Source organism: Pseudoalteromonas sp. Z9A6, assembly GCF_011378805.1.
Lineage (GTDB): Bacteria > Pseudomonadota > Gammaproteobacteria > Enterobacterales > Alteromonadaceae > Pseudoalteromonas > Pseudoalteromonas distincta.
In genome coordinates, this window is record NZ_WTKZ01000076.1 from 1 (window position 1) to 16250 (window position 16250).

The 16250-nt window shown below is 39.4% G+C and carries 13 protein-coding genes and 5 tRNA genes; 13 read left to right on the forward strand and 5 right to left on the reverse strand.

The genetic code is table 11. The annotated features are described in order from the left end of the window. Positions 1-127 precede the first annotated feature (127 nt). Positions 128-727 carry a Yip1 family protein gene (locus GQR53_RS18690; protein WP_165744914.1) on the reverse strand — a complete coding sequence of 200 codons (600 nt, stop codon included), beginning with the start codon at positions 725-727 and terminating at the stop codon, positions 128-130. Positions 728-933: 206 nt separating this feature from the next. On the opposite strand from GQR53_RS18690, the gene miaE reads away from it, so the two are divergent. Continuing rightward, the gene (gene miaE, locus GQR53_RS18695) at positions 934-1695 is read left to right on the forward strand and encodes a tRNA isopentenyl-2-thiomethyl-A-37 hydroxylase MiaE (protein WP_165744915.1); all 762 of its coding nucleotides are present in this window, start codon (positions 934-936) and stop codon (positions 1693-1695) included. A 2-nt stretch (positions 1696-1697) separates the two neighbouring features. Here miaE and GQR53_RS18700 read toward each other — a convergent pair whose 3' ends face one another. From GQR53_RS18700 to GQR53_RS18710, 3 genes are all read right to left on the reverse strand, one after another. Next, positions 1698-2483 (reverse strand): transporter substrate-binding domain-containing protein, encoded by a 786-nt coding sequence (locus tag GQR53_RS18700; RefSeq protein ID WP_165744916.1) that lies wholly within the window; start codon positions 2481-2483, stop codon positions 1698-1700. A 54-nt stretch (positions 2484-2537) separates the two neighbouring features. Continuing rightward, the gene (locus tag GQR53_RS18705) at positions 2538-3275 is read right to left on the reverse strand and encodes a UDP-2,3-diacylglucosamine diphosphatase (RefSeq protein WP_165744917.1); all 738 of its coding nucleotides are present in this window, start codon (positions 3273-3275) and stop codon (positions 2538-2540) included. Positions 3276-3364: 89 nt separating this feature from the next. After that, positions 3365-3856, reverse strand: a complete 492-nt coding sequence (locus GQR53_RS18710) for a peptidylprolyl isomerase (RefSeq protein WP_002958350.1) — start codon at positions 3854-3856, stop codon at positions 3365-3367. Positions 3857-4011: 155 nt separating this feature from the next. Here GQR53_RS18710 and cysS point away from each other — a divergent pair, with 155 nt between their 5' ends. After that, a complete protein-coding gene (gene cysS / locus GQR53_RS18715) occupies positions 4012-5391 on the forward strand; it encodes a cysteine--tRNA ligase (RefSeq protein ID WP_165744918.1) in 1380 nt (459 codons plus the stop codon). A gap of 72 nt (positions 5392-5463) precedes the next feature. Here the strand turns inward: cysS and folD are convergent, their stop codons facing one another. Next, complete coding sequence (gene folD, locus GQR53_RS18720) at positions 5464-6318, reverse strand: bifunctional methylenetetrahydrofolate dehydrogenase/methenyltetrahydrofolate cyclohydrolase FolD (RefSeq protein WP_002958348.1); 855 nt, start codon at positions 6316-6318, stop codon at positions 5464-5466. Between the two features lie 353 nt (positions 6319-6671). Here folD and GQR53_RS18725 point away from each other — a divergent pair. The 11 genes from GQR53_RS18725 to GQR53_RS18775 all read left to right on the forward strand — a co-directional run bounded on the left by GQR53_RS18725 (position 6672) and on the right by GQR53_RS18775 (position 16171). After that, positions 6672-6748 (forward strand) — tRNA-Pro (locus GQR53_RS18725). Between the two features lie 57 nt (positions 6749-6805). Then, a tRNA-Arg gene (locus GQR53_RS18730) sits at positions 6806-6882 on the forward strand. Positions 6883-6905: 23 nt separating this feature from the next. Next, positions 6906-6981: transfer RNA gene (locus tag GQR53_RS18735), tRNA-His, on the forward strand. 14 nt (positions 6982-6995) lie between these two features. Beyond that, positions 6996-7072, forward strand: a tRNA-Pro gene (locus GQR53_RS18740). Positions 7073-7142: 70 nt separating this feature from the next. Next, positions 7143-7219: transfer RNA gene (locus GQR53_RS18745), tRNA-Pro, on the forward strand. 378 nt (positions 7220-7597) lie between these two features. Further along, complete coding sequence (gene tig, locus GQR53_RS18750) at positions 7598-8902, forward strand: trigger factor (RefSeq protein ID WP_002958347.1); 1305 nt, start codon at positions 7598-7600, stop codon at positions 8900-8902. 164 nt (positions 8903-9066) lie between these two features. Beyond that, complete coding sequence (clpP, locus tag GQR53_RS18755; RefSeq protein ID WP_002958346.1) at positions 9067-9684, forward strand: ATP-dependent Clp endopeptidase proteolytic subunit ClpP; 618 nt, start codon at positions 9067-9069, stop codon at positions 9682-9684. Positions 9685-9819: 135 nt separating this feature from the next. Then, positions 9820-11103, forward strand: coding sequence for an ATP-dependent protease ATP-binding subunit ClpX (gene clpX, locus GQR53_RS18760; protein WP_002958344.1), 1284 nt, complete (start codon positions 9820-9822; stop codon positions 11101-11103). 151 nt (positions 11104-11254) lie between these two features. Continuing rightward, entirely contained in the window at positions 11255-13624 is a 2370-nt protein-coding gene (gene lon / locus GQR53_RS18765; protein ID WP_024596372.1) for an endopeptidase La, read from the forward strand. Positions 13625-13807: 183 nt separating this feature from the next. Beyond that, positions 13808-14098, forward strand: a complete 291-nt coding sequence (locus tag GQR53_RS18770; protein ID WP_158000827.1) for an HU family DNA-binding protein — start codon at positions 13808-13810, stop codon at positions 14096-14098. Positions 14099-14269: 171 nt separating this feature from the next. Beyond that, a complete protein-coding gene (locus GQR53_RS18775; protein WP_165744919.1) occupies positions 14270-16171 on the forward strand; it encodes a SurA N-terminal domain-containing protein in 1902 nt (633 codons plus the stop codon). Positions 16172-16250: the final 79 nt, after the last annotated feature.

Consider the following 16250-nt stretch of genomic DNA (forward strand, 5'->3'; position numbering starts at 1 on the left):
GTATCCCCATAAAAAGAAAAATGCCAGTCAGCTTAACTGACTGGCATTAAGCTAATTAGCTCCTTTTTTGCGAAGGAAAGAAAGGGAACATTTCTATCAAACACGACTCTTTATTAGCTAAACTTTATTAAGTAAACATTGGACTAACAATCCCATTTGTCCAAAGCATAGCTGTTACAGCTAAAATAATAACTAGTAATATTAATCCACACGTTACAACCGAGCTGGCATAAATAAAGCCACGCTCTTCTGGAATATGCATAAGTATTGGTACGCCGGTATAAAGTAAGTAGACCGAGTAAGCTAGTGCAATAATTCCAATACACACTACAAACCAAAGTACAGGCCAAAAGGCGGCAAGCGCCGACATAAACACAGGTGTTGCAGTATAAGCTGCAAGTTCAAGTGTTTGTGTAAATGTAGGCTTAGAGCCAAATGTAACGGCCATCCAATGAGCCAAATACGCCAATGCAAAAACGCCCGCTATTAAAGCAAAATACATTGCACCTGCAATTAATAGCGCACTATCGTGCGTTAAAAATACGGGATCGCCTGCGCCTATACTCCATCCTAAATAAACAGATGAGTAATAACCCATTATTGAAGGAAACAAAGCAATCAGTAAAATATGCGACAAACTATAGGTTAAACTTTCATGGCGATTATCTATTGTTTGCCATTCTTCAAGTGGGTGAGCATAAATGCCCCAGAGGTGATTTAGTATCATAGTACTTACTCCATAAAAGGAACGTATTATTGTTTTGGTTGGTTTATTTTTATACAGTCTATGTACAGTTATGGTTCACTTATCTTGCAAAGTCAAGTTAACTCAATATTAACATTTTTGCACAGGTTAGGGCTTTGATTTATCCCAAACAAAATTTCGTGTTAAAATAACGCTCTATCAAATTTATTTAGTAATGAGCAGTCAACGTGCCACATAGCCAACTTTTAGAGCCGATCAATAACTTTTTAGTGTGTACAACCCCACAGCAGTGGGTGGAGCAGGCAATTAAAAAAGAGAACTTATCAGTAATCTTAATCGATCACTTAATTTGTGAGTTAAAAGCGGCTCAAAGTGCGATGTTTTTAATACGTAAATACGCTGTTGATAAAGAGGGCAGTGATGCCTTACTCGAGTGGCTAAAGCCATTTGAATCGCTTATTTATAAGCGTGAAGGAAATTGGCGTGATCTCGCGGCTAAAAATAAGCTAACTAAATCAATAATTCCTAAATCTAATTCGCCATATGGACAAGATTTAATTGATAAAATGGTATTGTTGATAAAAGAAGAGTTGCATCATTTTTACCAAGTGCTCGAAATTATGGACGAGTACGGTGTAGAGTACCAAAGCATTACACCATGTCGTTATGCAAAAGGCATGCTTCGTCATGTTAAAACGTTTGAGCCAAACGCCCTTGTTGATAAATTAATTGTAGGCGCTTACATTGAGGCGCGTTCGTGTGAGCGTTTCGCAAAGCTTGCGCCGCATGTTGACAAACGTTTAGGTGATTTTTATATTTCGCTGCTGCGCTCTGAAGCCCGTCATTACCAAGATTATCTAACTTTAGCGCAAGAAATTGCTGATTTTGATATTACCGAACGAGTTAAAGAATTTGGCGAGATTGAAGCCGAATTAATTTCATCACAGGATGAAAATTTTAAGTTTCATAGTGGCCTGCCAATAGCATAAAGCTAATTTTCTTTTAAAAAATTAATGTATTCAGCTGTTTTTTGATTGCTGAAATTGTGTTTCTTCATGATTTCAGCAATGCTTCCGTTTTCAATTATTATATCAATCCCTCTATTAAATTTTTGTAAGTACTCTTTTGCCCTGTAATTTGATTTAGAGACAACTAAATATAGTTTATGAGAAGCAAGATCTGGCAATAAGTACTCAATATTATTATCATCTGAATCTTCGGTTTTAGTGTGTTCAAGCCAATAATTTCCAACCTCTTTAGTACCTGCGACCAAATCAATACGTCCTTGTTGTAGCAGGTATAAACTTGTAGGAAGGCTTTTAGTGGATGTTATTGCCAGCTCAGTATTTCTAGCAAACTCTTGGCTTACAAAGGCATTGTCTTCTGTACCAATACTATAAGGTGTTAATGACTGAACTGTACCATCGAAGTTAATAGCACTCTCTTTGCGTTTAAAAATTCCTGAATGAGCAACTGCAAGTGGGCGAGAGTAGTAAAAAACTTCATTTCTTTTTAATGAATAAAAAGCGCCTAAAATAGCTGTTTTTCTCTTTTTTTCTAATAGCTTTAGGGCGCGGTCCCATGTCGTAAACTCGGCTTCGCTATTAATGCCTTGAGTTTTAAGGGCTGATTGAGTGATTTCATATAACCAACCGTTATCAGGAAGGTTTTCGCTAAAATAGGGAGGGTAGTTTTCAGTAACAATTTGCCATGTTTGCTCGCTAAATACTTTGGTAGGAATGGCAATTACTACGATGAAAATTAACAGCTTAATCATTAAACCTCTCACTATTATTCAAATATATAGTTAAATAATAGTCAGGATTTTAAATTATGCGAAAGGCGTGCTAATTAATTCTTGTGATTGAGGGGTAACGACTAAATAAGAGCCTTGGGTATACCAGTCACCTAGCACTGTACGAGTAAGCGTTTGTTCATTAACTTTATAGTTATGAACATTAGGGCGGTGAGTATGACCATGAATCATATTAGTAACGTTATGTTTGGCAAAGGTGGCAAGCACGGCTTCATCTACAACGTCTAAAATTTCGATAGGTTTATCAGCTTGGCTCAACTTACTTTTTTCACGGGCATTACGCGCTATTTTTTTACGATACCAAAGTGGCATTGCAAGCATTAGTTTTGGCCACCACCAACCACGGCTTTTTTTACGAAATTTTTGATACTCAGTATCTTGAGTGCACATTTCGTCGCCATGTAAAATAACGGTAGGCGTACCATATAAATCAATGACTGTTTGTTCATCGAGTAAAGTCATTGCGGCCATGTCTGCATATTGCTTGCGCATGATGAAATCACGATTGCCATGTATAAAATAAACAGGTGTCCCACCATCATTAACGGCGCTTAAATGCTTTGCTACATCGGCACTCAGCGCTGTAATGTAGTCATCTCCAACCCATACTTCAAAAAAATCACCCAAAATATAAAGTGCATCTACATCTTTATTTAGTATATGCGTATTTAAAAAGTCAAAAAATGCAGCGCTAATGTCGGGGCGGTTTTCGCTTAGGTGTAAATCTGCAATAAAGTAAGTTTGGCGAGTCATAGGTCAGTCTTTTCGATATAAATAAAGCGGGCGTATACACATTGCGTAAATGCCCGCTGATACTCCACATTACGTGGGTAAACTTACTATTAGCTAACAGTAACGCTTTCGATGATCACATCTTCAAGAGGCACGTCTTGGTGAAAACCAGTACTACCTGTTGCTACGCCTTTTATTTTATTTACTACGTCCATACCTTCTACTACTTCAGCAAAAACACAGTAACCCCAGCCTTGCGATGTTTCGCTGCTGTGGTTTAAAAAGTCGTTGTTATTCACGTTAATGAAAAACTGCGCTGTAGCTGAATGAGGATCAGGTGTACGTGCCATTGCTAAAGTACCTATCTTGTTAGATAGGCCATTATTAGCTTCATTTTTAATTGGGTCGTTAACTTCTTTTTGTTCCATACCTGGTACAAAACCACCGCCTTGAACCATAAAACCATCGATTACACGATGAAAGATAGTGCCGTTGAAAAAATCAGCATTTGCATACTCTAAAAAGTTTTTAACAGTGTTTGGAGCTTCTTGCTCAAACATTTTAATGGTGATGTCACCAAAATTGGTGTGTAGAACAACCATGTGTTTTCCTATATCTGGTTTAAATATTGGCGCTATTTTATCGTAGTTGGCTAAGATTAACAAAGTAGATGTTTGGTTTGTTATAAAGCGCTAGAGCAGGGGCTTTTCAAGTGGTAACATAACTGTTCAAGTAAATAGTCAAGGACTCAAAGTAAATGGTAAATATATACAACACACTCACGCGACAAAAAGAGCAATTTAAACCTATGGTCGAAGGCAAAATCGACATGTATGTGTGTGGTATCACCATTTATGATTACTGCCATATTGGACACGCTCGTACTTTTGTTGGTTTTGACGTTATTGTGCGCTACTTACGTCATATTGGTTACGATTTAAAATATGTACGTAACATTACAGATATCGACGATAAAATAATTAAACGCGCAAATGAAAATGATGAGTCAATAAACGATTTAACTGTGCGCATGACTAAAGCGATGCATGAAGATTTTGATAGCCTAAATATGCTACGCCCAGATATTGAACCAACAGTTACAAGCCATATGGATGAAATTATCGTTATGGTTAAGCGCTTGATTGAAAAGGGCCATGCCTATGTTGCAGCTGATGGCGATGTATTGTTTGATGTATCAACGTTTGAGCAATACGGTGCGCTTTCTCAGCAAGATTTAACTATGCTGCAATCGGGCTCTCGCGTTGAAGTAGCGCAAGATAAAGACGATCCACTTGATTTTGTGTTATGGAAAAAAGCCAAAGCAGGTGAGCCATCATGGTCATCACCGTGGGGTGAAGGGCGTCCTGGTTGGCATATTGAATGTTCGGCAATGAGCTCAAAACACTTAGGTGAGCATTTTGATATTCACGGTGGGGGGTCTGATTTACAGTTTCCACATCATGAAAACGAAATTGCCCAGTCGTGCTGTGCAAACAACGGCAAGTATGTAAATACATGGATACATACTGGCATGGTGCAAGTAAATAAAGAAAAAATGTCTAAGTCGTTAGATAACTTTTTTACTGTGCGTGAAGTTTTAAAAGCATACGATGCCGAATCTGTTCGTTACTTTTTAATTTCAGGGCATTACCGCAGCCAATTAAATTACTCGCAAGAGAATTTAGACCAAGCGCGCTCATCACTTGAACGCATTTATACAGCGCTTCGTGATGTCGTACCGGTAGAATGCGATTTAGAAGGCAATGAGTTTGTTGCTAAATTTAGAAAAGCAATGAATGATGACTTTAATACACCAGAAGCACTACCTGTGTTGTTCGAACTTGCTAAAGAATTAAACCGCGTAAAAGAAAGTGACGCAGGTCAAGCTGGCAAGTTAGCGTTTATACTGCGTAGCCTTGGTGAAGTGTTAGGTGTTGCTCAACAAGCACCGGAAGCTTTTTTACAAGGTGGGCAAGATGACGACGAAGTTGCGACAATTGAAGCATTAATTGTAAAACGTAATGAAGCACGTGCTAGTAAGGACTGGGCTGCTGCTGATGAAGCTCGCGATGCACTTAATGCATTAGGTGTAATACTTGAAGATTCAGCTGGTAAAACAACGTGGCGTAAAGCGTAAGCGTTTAAAGTAATTCAGGTCAAACTAAAAAAGGGTTGCCAAACGGCAACCCTTTTTTGATTTTTTAACAGCTTAGCTGTGATACTTTTCACACGCTTCAAGTGTGTTTTCAATTAAGCTTGCGACAGTCATCGGGCCAACGCCACCTGGTACAGGTGTAATAAAATGCGCTTTTTGTTCGGCCACACTGTATTGAACATCACCGACTAATTTACCCGTATCTAAGCGGTTAATGCCCACATCGATAACAATAGCGCCTTCTTTTATCCAATCTCCCGGTATAAATTCAGGTTTACCGACAGCCACAACTAATAAGTCAGCGCGGCGAACATGTGTTTCTAAGTCTTGAGTAAACTTATGACACACAGTGGTAGTACAACCTGCTAATAAAAGCTCTAACGACATTGGACGACCAACAATATTTGACGCGCCAACGACAACTGCATGCATCCCTTTATAACGTACACCCGTTGAATCAAGTAATGTAATAATACCTTTAGGCGTACATGGGCGAAGGGCAGGCATACGCTGTGCTAATCGACCAATGTTATATGGATGAAATCCATCAACATCTTTATGTGGGGTAATACGTTCTAAAATCTTTTCAGCATCAAGACCTTTTGGCAGTGGTAACTGCACTAAAATTCCATCAACTTCGGCATCATTATTTAGCTCGTCAATTAAATCTAAAAGAGTTTGCTCTTGTGTGTCTGCTGGTAAATCAAATGATTTAGAGATAAAACCTACTTCTTCACAGGCTTTACGTTTTGAACCAACATAAACTTGGCTTGCTGGATCAAGTCCTACAAGTACTACTGCAAGTCCTGGTGCACGTAAACCATTTGCTACACGTTCACTTACGCGTTCTGCTACAGCGCTACGTACTTGTTTTGCGATTGCCTTACCATCAATGATGTTTGCCGTCATGGGTGACCTTTAATTGGGGTTAATTAACTAGATACCGATACTCTAAAAACGAATGCATAATAAAATAGGGGTAAAAATGCTAATAAAGAAAAATACGCTCTTTATTTAACTCGTTTTATAATGTGCCTACTATTTTCGCAGAAAAGCATAGCAGCGCCAAGTTGCTTTTAAGGTATATAACGTTTGAGCTGTTAAATAGTTTAAAATTCAGCCGACCATTGTAATATTTAACCATTGTGCACTAAAAATGAGCACTTGATTGGTTTTCTTAAAAAAACGTTTGACCTAACCCCGTCAAATCACTATTATGCACCCCGTTGTCAACGAGGTCACTCGCTAGCAATAATAAGTTTCGGCGATTAGCGCAGTTTGGTAGCGCACTTGGTTTGGGTCCAAGGGGTCGCAGGTTCAAATCCTGCATCGCCGACCATTTTTTTATAATTTTTTATAATCGAATAGCTTATTGGTAAACTATGAAGTTTTCGATGCGCCCATAGCTCAGCTGGATAGAGCAACGCCCTTCTAAGGCGTCGGTCGAAGGTTCGAATCCTTCTGGGTGCACCATTTGAAAACATGCAAATATAGCGGTGATTGTAGCTCAGTTGGTAGAGCCCCGGATTGTGATTCCGGTTGTCGTGGGTTCGAGCCCCATCAGTCACCCCATTTACAACGAATATCGGCGATTAGCGCAGTTTGGTAGCGCACTTGGTTTGGGTCCAAGGGGTCGCAGGTTCAAATCCTGCATCGCCGACCATTTTCTTAAAATGGTCTTAAACTCTCAGTTTAAGTGTTCAGTATGAAAAAAGAAGTTAACTCTTCAATGTCGGCGATTAGCGCAGTTTGGTAGCGCACTTGGTTTGGGTCCAAGGGGTCGCAGGTTCAAATCCTGCATCGCCGACCATTTTCTTATCTAATAAGAACAATAAGTAAATTCCTCTAATTTATAAATCTAAATCTGTTAGCCTATAATTCTATTAAATAATTTCTATTTTATTCTATTTAGTCCGTAGTTAGCCTGTTTTTTATTCAGTTAGTCTTTATAGTCCCTTATCTAGTCCAAATAATTGCCCCCTATACTCGACTATCATAAATATTAGGTTATAATGCCGCGTCTATTGTTTAACATAGTGCCCGAAGGGCAAAGCAGCAATGGTGTCTCATGGTAGCGACGGATGCTTTTAAGTGTGAAAAACCGCTTAAACTTTATCAAGACTCATGCAGAACACTTTGTTTGTAAAGGAAGGCGAACAGTCGCCAAAATTGAATATTGAGGTAAATCATGCAAGTTTCTGTTGAGACGACCCAAGGCCTTGAGCGCCGTATAACTATCACCGTTCCTTCAGAGAACGTTGAGACCGAAGTAAAAAAACGCCTACAACAACTGTCAAAAACACAGCGTATAGATGGTTTCCGTGCTGGTAAAGTTCCAGTATCTGTAATTAACAAGCGTTTTGGCCCTGCAGTTCGTCAAGAAGTTGCTGGCGAAGTAATGCAACGTAATTACATTGAAGCAATCGTTTCTGAAAAAATCAACCCAGCTGGCGCGCCTACATTCGCTCCTAAATCACTTGAAGCAGGTAAAGATTTAGAATTCTCAGCAACGTTTGAAGTTTACCCTGAAGTTGAAGTTCAAGGTTTAGATAAAATTACTGTTGAAAAACCAGCAGTAACAGTAACTGACGAAGATTTAGCTAACATGCTAGAAACACTTCGTAAGCAACACGCAGCGTGGGCTGATGTTGATGCAGCTGCTGGCGAAAACGACCGTGTAACAGTTGATTTCGTAGGTACTATCGACGGTGAAGTATTTGAAGGCGGCAAAGCTGAAGACTTCCCATTAGAACTTGGCCAAGGTCGTATGATCCCAGGTTTTGAAGATAACATCGTAGGTAAAAAAGCAGGCGAAGAAGTAGTTGCTGATGTGACTTTCCCTGATGATTACCACGCTGAAAACTTAAAAGGTAAAGCGGCTCAATTCACTATCACAGTGAAAAAAGTTGAAGCGCAAGAATTACCAGAATTAAGCGAAGAATTTGCAACTAAATTCGGTGTTACCGAAGGCGGCGTAGACGCGCTTAAAGAAGAAGTTAAAAAGAACATGACACGTGAGCTAGACCAAGCGGTTAAAGCAAGCGTTAAAGACCAAGCAATCAAAGGTCTTTTAGCTAACAACGAAATCGAAGTGCCTAAAGCACTTGTTGATCAAGAAGTTGATGCTCTACGTCAGCAAGCAGCTCAACGTTTTGGCGGCGACGCTCAAAACATGCCAGAGCTTCCAGCTGAATTGTTCCACGAGCAAGCTGTAACACGTGTAAAAACTGGCCTTTTATTAGGTGAAGTGATTAAAGCTAACGACATCAAAGTTGATGATGCTAAAGTTGAAGCATTAATCGCAACAGTAGCTTCTGCATACGAAGATCCAACTGAAGTAGTAGAATACTACAAAGGTAATGATCAACTTATGCAGCAAATGCGTAATGTAGCAATGGAAGAGCAAGCTGTTGAAGCTATTTTAGCTAAAGCAGTTGTTACTGATGTTGAAAAAGCATTTGATGACATCATGAATCCACAGCAAGGTGCTTAATAAGTCATTGACTTAAGCTCTCGCTAACGATTAAATGGCTCGTGTTACACTGTTTATACAGCGTGCCCGGGCCATTTTAGTTTTTGGCTCTAAATTTGCGAAAAACGATAACTATGCTTCCTTATAATAAGGATAAGTATAAGCGCATAAGGAATTAAATAAGTATGAATACTGGTATTACAGATCCCCTAAATGCATTGGTCCCAATGGTTGTTGAACAAACACCAAAAGGCGAGCGCTCGTATGATATTTATTCGAGATTATTAAAAGAGCGTATTATCTTTTTAACAGGTCAAGTTGAAGACAACATGGCAAATCTGATCTTAGCGCAAATGCTATTTTTAGAATCAGAGAACCCTGATAAAGATATCTTTTTATATATCAACTCACCAGGTGGTTCAGTAACTGCGGGTATGGCTATTTACGACACAATGAACTTCATCAAACCAGATGTAAGTACAATATGTGTAGGTCAAGCTGCAAGCATGGGTGCTTTTTTGCTTACTGCTGGTGCTAAAGGTAAGCGTTTTTGCCTACCAAACTCACGTGTGATGATTCACCAACCATTAGGTGGTTTCCAAGGTCAAGCATCTGACTTTGAAATACACGCTAAAGAAATTCTGTCTATTAAAGATAAGCTTAACCGCTTAATGGCTGAGCATACAGGCCAACCATTGGATATTATCTCTAAAGACACAGATCGTGATAACTTCATGAGTGCTTCGCAAGCTGTAGATTACGGTTTGGTAGACTCTGTGTTTACAAATCGCGACAAAAAGTAAGCGCTTGGTAAGCAGGACTACCTGTTTGCCACTTTGAGTTACTATGCGAAAACCAATAAATTTTGGTATAGTTAAAGCGTATTGAAATAGCCGCCAATAGTTTTGGTGGCCAACGTAATAAAATGAGGTAGCTGAATGTCTGACACTCCTACAGACGGCGACAAAAGTAATAAATTGTTATACTGCTCTTTTTGTGGCAAAAGCCAACATGAAGTGCGTAAATTAATTGCAGGCCCTTCAGTATACGTTTGTGATGAATGTGTAGAGTTGTGTAACGATATTATCAGGGAAGAGATCAAAGACATTGCTCCTAAGCATGATACGTCTGACAAACTACCTGTACCAAAAGAAATTCGTAAACACTTAGACGATTATGTTATTGGTCAAGATCATGCTAAAAAAGTATTGTCTGTTGCCGTTTATAACCATTATAAACGCCTACGTAACCAATCGACTAAGCAAGACATTGAATTAAGTAAAAGTAATATTTTGCTTATCGGCCCAACAGGTAGTGGTAAAACATTACTTGCAGAAACATTAGCGCGCCTACTTGACGTGCCGTTTACTATGGCCGATGCCACTACATTAACCGAAGCAGGTTATGTAGGTGAAGATGTTGAAAACATCATTCAAAAGCTTTTACAAAAGTGCGATTACGATGTTGAAAAAGCACAGCGCGGTATTGTCTACATCGATGAAATTGACAAGATTTCTCGTAAATCAGATAATCCTTCAATTACGCGTGACGTATCAGGCGAGGGCGTTCAACAGGCGCTACTTAAACTGATTGAAGGCACCGTTGCTTCTGTTCCACCGCAAGGTGGTCGTAAACATCCACAGCAAGAGTTTTTACAAGTAGATACATCTAAAATCTTGTTTATTTGTGGTGGTGCATTTTCAGGCCTAGATAAAGTAATTGAGCAACGTAGCCATAAAAACACCGGTATCGGTTTTGGCGTTAGCGTAAAAGAGTCTGCGGCGAGTCGTTCTTTAAGTGAAACATTTAAAGATGTAGAGCCAGAAGATTTAGTTAAATATGGCTTAATTCCTGAGTTTATAGGTCGTTTGCCGGTAGTGGCTACGCTAACAGAACTTGATGAAGCAGCTCTTGTACAAATATTGAGTGAACCTAAAAACGCGATTACTAAACAGTTTTCAGTATTGTTTGGTATGGAAGACGTTGAACTTGAGTTTCGCGATGATGCCTTAGCTGCAATTGCCCACAAAGCAATGGAGCGTAAAACAGGCGCACGTGGTCTTCGTTCAATTGTTGAAGGTGTACTACTTGATACTATGTACGAGCTTCCTTCAATGGATGATGTAAGCAAAGTGGTTATCGATGAAACCGTTATTAAAGGTGAGTCAGATCCAATCTTGATTTATGAAAATAATAAACAAGATAAAGCTGCATCAGAATAGTTTTTAAGCTATTTGAATGGAAAAAGGAGCCTTAGGCTCCTTTTTTTATAATTAATTTAATCGAGTTAGGGAAAATTGTTGAACTTTAATTAGGTTATCCCCATATACTTGAGTAATCTTTAAAATAAATGAAGTGCGAAGAGAAACTATAATGACGCTTGAGAGAACCGACCGAGTCGAAATCCCAGTCCTTGCACTGCGCGATGTTGTGGTATACCCGCACATGGTGATCCCGCTTTTTGTTGGCCGTGAAAAATCAATAAAATGCCTAGAAGCGGCAATGGACAAAGACAAACAAATTTTCTTGGTTGCACAAAAAGATGCAACTGTAGATGAACCAGAGCAAGATGATATTTATCGTATCGGTACTATTGCCACTGTACTTCAGTTATTAAAATTACCAGACGGTACAGTTAAAGTTTTAGTCGAAGGTACACAGCGCGCACAAATTGAAGAATTTGTAGATAACGATGACTTTTTTGTCGCTAATGCTCAATTTATTGAATCTGATTCTGTAGATGAACAAGAGCAAGATATTTTTATCCGAAGCGCAATTAGCCAGTTTGAAGGCTATGTAAAGCTAAATAAAAAAATTCCACCTGAAGTACTAACTTCAGTTTCAGGTATTGATGAGCCAGCACGTCTTGCCGACACAATGGCAGCGCATATGCCGCTTAAAGTACCTGAAAAACAAAAAGTGCTCGAAATTTCAAGTGTCACAGAACGTCTTGAATATTTAATGGCACTAATGGAAGGCGAAATAGACTTATTGCAAGTTGAGAAGAAAATTCGTACCCGCGTTAAAAAGCAGATGGAAAAATCTCAGCGCGAGTATTACCTCAATGAGCAAATGAAAGCCATTCAAAAAGAACTTGGTGAGCTTGATGATGTGCCTGATGAATTTGAAGCGCTTAAAAAGCGTATTGAAGATTCTGGCATGCCTGATGAAGCTAAAGAAAAGGCAACTACAGAGCTCAATAAGCTTAAAATGATGTCGCCAATGTCTGCAGAAGCGACTGTAGTGCGTTCATACATAGATACATTAATTAATGTGCCATGGAAAAAACGCTCTAAAGTGAAAAAAGACTTAGCAGGCGCACAAAAAATTCTTGATAGCGATCACCACGGCTTAGATAAAGTAAAAGAACGCATTATTGAGTATCTCGCAGTACAACAGCGTACTAATAAGCTCAAAGGGCCAATTTTATGTTTAGTTGGACCACCAGGTGTTGGTAAAACATCACTTGGGCAATCTATTGCACGTTCTACTGGTCGTAAGTATGTTCGTATGGCGCTTGGCGGCGTACGTGATGAAGCTGAGATTCGCGGTCATCGTCGTACATACATAGGTTCAATGCCAGGTAAGCTAATTCAAAACATGACAAAAGTGGGCGTTAAAAACCCATTATTCTTATTAGATGAAATCGATAAGATGTCATCGGACATGCGCGGCGACCCAGCATCAGCATTGTTAGAGGTGCTTGATCCGGAACAAAACAGTCATTTTGCCGATCACTATCTTGAAGTCGATTACGATTTATCTGACGTTATGTTTGTAGCAACATCAAACAGCTTTAACATTCCTGGCCCATTATTGGACCGTATGGAAGTTATTCGCTTGTCGGGTTACACCGAAGATGAAAAGCTAAACATTGCAAAAGAGCACTTAATTACTAAACAAGTTAAACGTAACGGTTTAAAAGAGTCTGAAATAGTTATCGAAGACAGCGCAATTATTGGCATTATTCGTTATTACACACGTGAAGCGGGTGTACGTAACTTAGAGCGCGAAATTTCGAAACTATGTCGTAAAGCCGTTAAAAATATCTTACTTGAAAAAGACACTAAGATAGTGACCATCAATCAAGATAACCTAGAAGACTTTTTAGGTGTGCAGCGCTTTGACTATGGCAAAGCTGAAGATGGCGACCGTATTGGTCAAGTTACAGGTTTAGCATGGACAGAAGTTGGCGGTGATTTGCTAACAATTGAATGTGCGGCAGTGCCAGGTAAAGGCAAGTTAAGTTACACCGGTTCTCTTGGCGATGTAATGCAAGAGTCGATTCAAGCGGCAATGACGGTTGTGCGTAATCGAGCAGATACTTTCCGTATTAACAGCGACTTTTACGAAAAACGTGATATTCACGTACACGTACCTGAAGGCGCAACACCAAAAGATGGTCCTAGTGCTGGCGCAGCAATGGTAACGGGTCTTGTATCTAGCTTAACGGGTAATCCTGTACGAGCAGATGTTGCTATGACGGGTGAAATTACGCTACGCGGTGAAGTGCTTCCGATTGGTGGCTTAAAAGAGAAGTTATTAGCGGCGCATCGTGGTGGAATTAAAACAGTGATCATTCCAAAAATTAACGAACGTGACTTAAAAGAGATACCAGACAATGTGCTGGCAGGTCTTGATATTCACCCAGTTACTTGGATTGACGAGGTGTTAAAGCTTGCTTTAGTGCATCCTGTTGAGAGTTTTTCGGTCGAAACACCTAAAAACCAAGAAAAAACATAAAAAAAGTGCTTTTTAGGGCTTTTCAAATCTAAACGGTATGATAAGTTAAGCACTGGTTTTCAAGCCTAGCCCTTACGGGGCCTAGGCTTAAGAAAAATATAATCATGTGGGCATTAAAAGTTTGCTCTAAAATTTTCAAAAAAGTGATGTTAGTTTAAAAAACCATCGCTCTTGATAATAACAATGAAAGAGGATGATATTGTGAATAAATCTCAATTAATCGATCAAATCGCAGCTGATGCTGACATTTCTAAAGCGGCTGCAGGTCGTGCACTAGATTCATTCATCGAATCTGTATCTGGCGCGCTAAAAGATGGCGACTCAGTTGCACTTGTAGGTTTTGGTACTTTCTCAGTACGTGAACGTGCTGCACGTTCAGGCCGTAACCCGCAAACTGGTGAAACTATCCAAATTGCTGCTGCAACTATTCCAGCTTTCAAAGCCGGTAAAGCGCTTAAAGACGCAGTAAACTAATCACTGTTTTAAACACATTAGTTATGGCGAGTGTAAAGTTACTGATTCACCACAACAGATGAGTTAAGTAACTTTTCCGCCAGTTACTTCAAGTGAAAAAGCGTATCTGGTAAGATACGCTTTTTTTACATGTGACAAGGTAAAATACCTTGATCAAAAAGAGATAAACAAATGCTTGAGAAAATCAGAGAAGGTTCGCAAGGACCTGTAGCCAAAATAATTTTAGGCGCGGTGATTTTATCTTTTGCCTTAGCAGGGATCGGTAGTTACTTAGGTCAAACCACAGAACAACCCGTTGCTGAAGTAAATGGAATTAAAATTAGTCAAACCGATTTTAACCGTGCTTACCAAAATGAACGTAGCCGTTTAGAGCAACAATTTGGTGAATACTTTACACAAATTGCAGCTGATCCTAATTATATGGCACAAATTCGTCAAGGTGTAGTTGACCGCTTAGTACAACAAGAATTGCAATCACAGCTAGCGGCTGATTTAGGCCTTCGCGTAAGCGACGAAAGTGTACGTAAAACAATTTTAGAATTACCATACTTTCAAATTGGTGAAAAATTTAATAACGACCGTTACCTACAAGTAATTCGTCAAATGAATTTTCAACCAGATGCTTTTCGTGAATATTTACGTAAAGATATGACACGCAGCCAGGTAGTATCTGCTGTTGCAGGTACAGACTTTGCTCTAGAGAGCGAGCTAAAAAGCGCAATTGCTCTTCAGCAGCAAACTCGTAGTATTGATTACGTAGTTGTAAACAAAGAGGCACTTGCCGCGAATGTTGAAGTATCAGATCAAGAAGTATCTGATTACTACGACTTAAACGCATCTCAATTTTTATCTCCAGAGCTTATCTCAGTAAGTTACATTGAGCTTAAAGCAGCAGATATCAATGTTGAATCGGTAACCGAGGATGACGTTAAAGCGTATTATGAGCAAAACAAAGCACAATACGTTGAGCCAGAAAAGCGTCGCGTATCGCATATCTTAATTGATAACAGTGAAGACGATGATGCAGCAAAAGAAAAAGCCAATGCTCTTCATGCACAGCTAGAGCAAGGTGCAGACTTTGCTGAGTTAGCACAATCATCGTCTGACGATATCGTTAGTGGCGAAATGGGCGGCGATCTTGAGTGGATTGAGCGTGACGTAATGGACCCTGCATTTGAAGACGCGGCTTTCGCGCTTGAAAATAAAGGTGATATTTCTGACGTTGTTACTTCTGAGTTTGGTTATCACATAATTAAACTTACTGACATTCAACCACAACAAGTTAAAGCGTATGACGATGTTAAAGCTGACTTACGTGCTGAATTAGAACAAGCTGAAAAAATAGATGCATTTTACGAAAAGCAAACTGAAATGGGTGCACTTGCATTTGAAATTTCAGACCGCTTAGATGATGCTGCAGAAGTTGCTGAAGTGGAAGTTAAATCTACACCTCTTTTAGCACTTAATGCTCTACCAGAGCCGTTAAACAGCCCTGCAGTTGTTACAGCATTAACATCAGTTGATTTACTTGAAGATAAAGTAAATTCTGAAGTTATTGAGCTTGGTGATGAGCATGCAATCATTGTTCGTATTAACGAGCACAAAGCTGCTGCTACTAAGCCGCTGGATGAAGTAAGCGAGGAAATTAAAGCGCGTTTAGTTAATGAAAAATCATCTGAGCTTGCTAAAGAAAAGACACGTAGCTTATTTGCAGAAGTACAAGCAGGTAAGAGCTTAAACGATGTTGCTAACGAGCAAAGCTTAACACTTCGCCAAGAAGCGCAGTTAACACGTCAAAGCTACACTGTTTCACCTGCTATTGTGACTCAAGCTTTTAAAATGGCTCACCCAGCGGATTCTGCGGTAGTCGATCTCGTTAATTTAAATAATGGTGATGCAGCAATTGTTGCGCTTAAGTCGGTAACAGATGCACAAGTTGCAGCTAATATTGACCCTCAAGCAAAACAAAGCATTACTATGGCGCAAGCTAATAAAAACTACATGGTATTTATTGAAGCGCTTAAAGCCAATGCTGAGCTTAACTTACCAACGGCTACACAAACTGTTGAGTAATTAATTTTAGCTCATAAAGAAAGGCGCTTTTAAAGCTGTCTCTTATACACAAATCCCTGCTAAGAAATTAGCGGGGATT

Bases quoted from the DNA above. Each gene is read 5' to 3' on its own strand.
- clpX (WP_002958344.1), top strand. From the start codon at position 9,820: ATGTCTGACACTCCTACAGACGGCGACAAAAGTAATAAATTGTTATAC.
- lon (WP_024596372.1), top strand. From the start codon at position 11,255: ATGACGCTTGAGAGAACCGACCGAGTCGAAATCCCAGTCCTTGCACTG.
- clpP (WP_002958346.1), top strand. From the start codon at position 9,067: ATGAATACTGGTATTACAGATCCCCTAAATGCATTGGTCCCAATGGTT.
- GQR53_RS18700 (WP_165744916.1), bottom strand. From the start codon at position 2,483: ATGATTAAGCTGTTAATTTTCATCGTAGTAATTGCCATTCCTACCAAA.
- folD (WP_002958348.1), bottom strand. From the start codon at position 6,318: ATGACGGCAAACATCATTGATGGTAAGGCAATCGCAAAACAAGTACGT.
- GQR53_RS18690 (WP_165744914.1), bottom strand. From the start codon at position 727: ATGATACTAAATCACCTCTGGGGCATTTATGCTCACCCACTTGAAGAA.
- tig (WP_002958347.1), top strand. From the start codon at position 7,598: ATGCAAGTTTCTGTTGAGACGACCCAAGGCCTTGAGCGCCGTATAACT.
- cysS (WP_165744918.1), top strand. From the start codon at position 4,012: ATGGTAAATATATACAACACACTCACGCGACAAAAAGAGCAATTTAAA.
- GQR53_RS18775 (WP_165744919.1), top strand. From the start codon at position 14,270: ATGCTTGAGAAAATCAGAGAAGGTTCGCAAGGACCTGTAGCCAAAATA.
- GQR53_RS18710 (WP_002958350.1), bottom strand. From the start codon at position 3,856: ATGGTTGTTCTACACACCAATTTTGGTGACATCACCATTAAAATGTTT.
- GQR53_RS18705 (WP_165744917.1), bottom strand. From the start codon at position 3,275: ATGACTCGCCAAACTTACTTTATTGCAGATTTACACCTAAGCGAAAAC.
- GQR53_RS18770 (WP_158000827.1), top strand. From the start codon at position 13,808: ATGAAAGAGGATGATATTGTGAATAAATCTCAATTAATCGATCAAATC.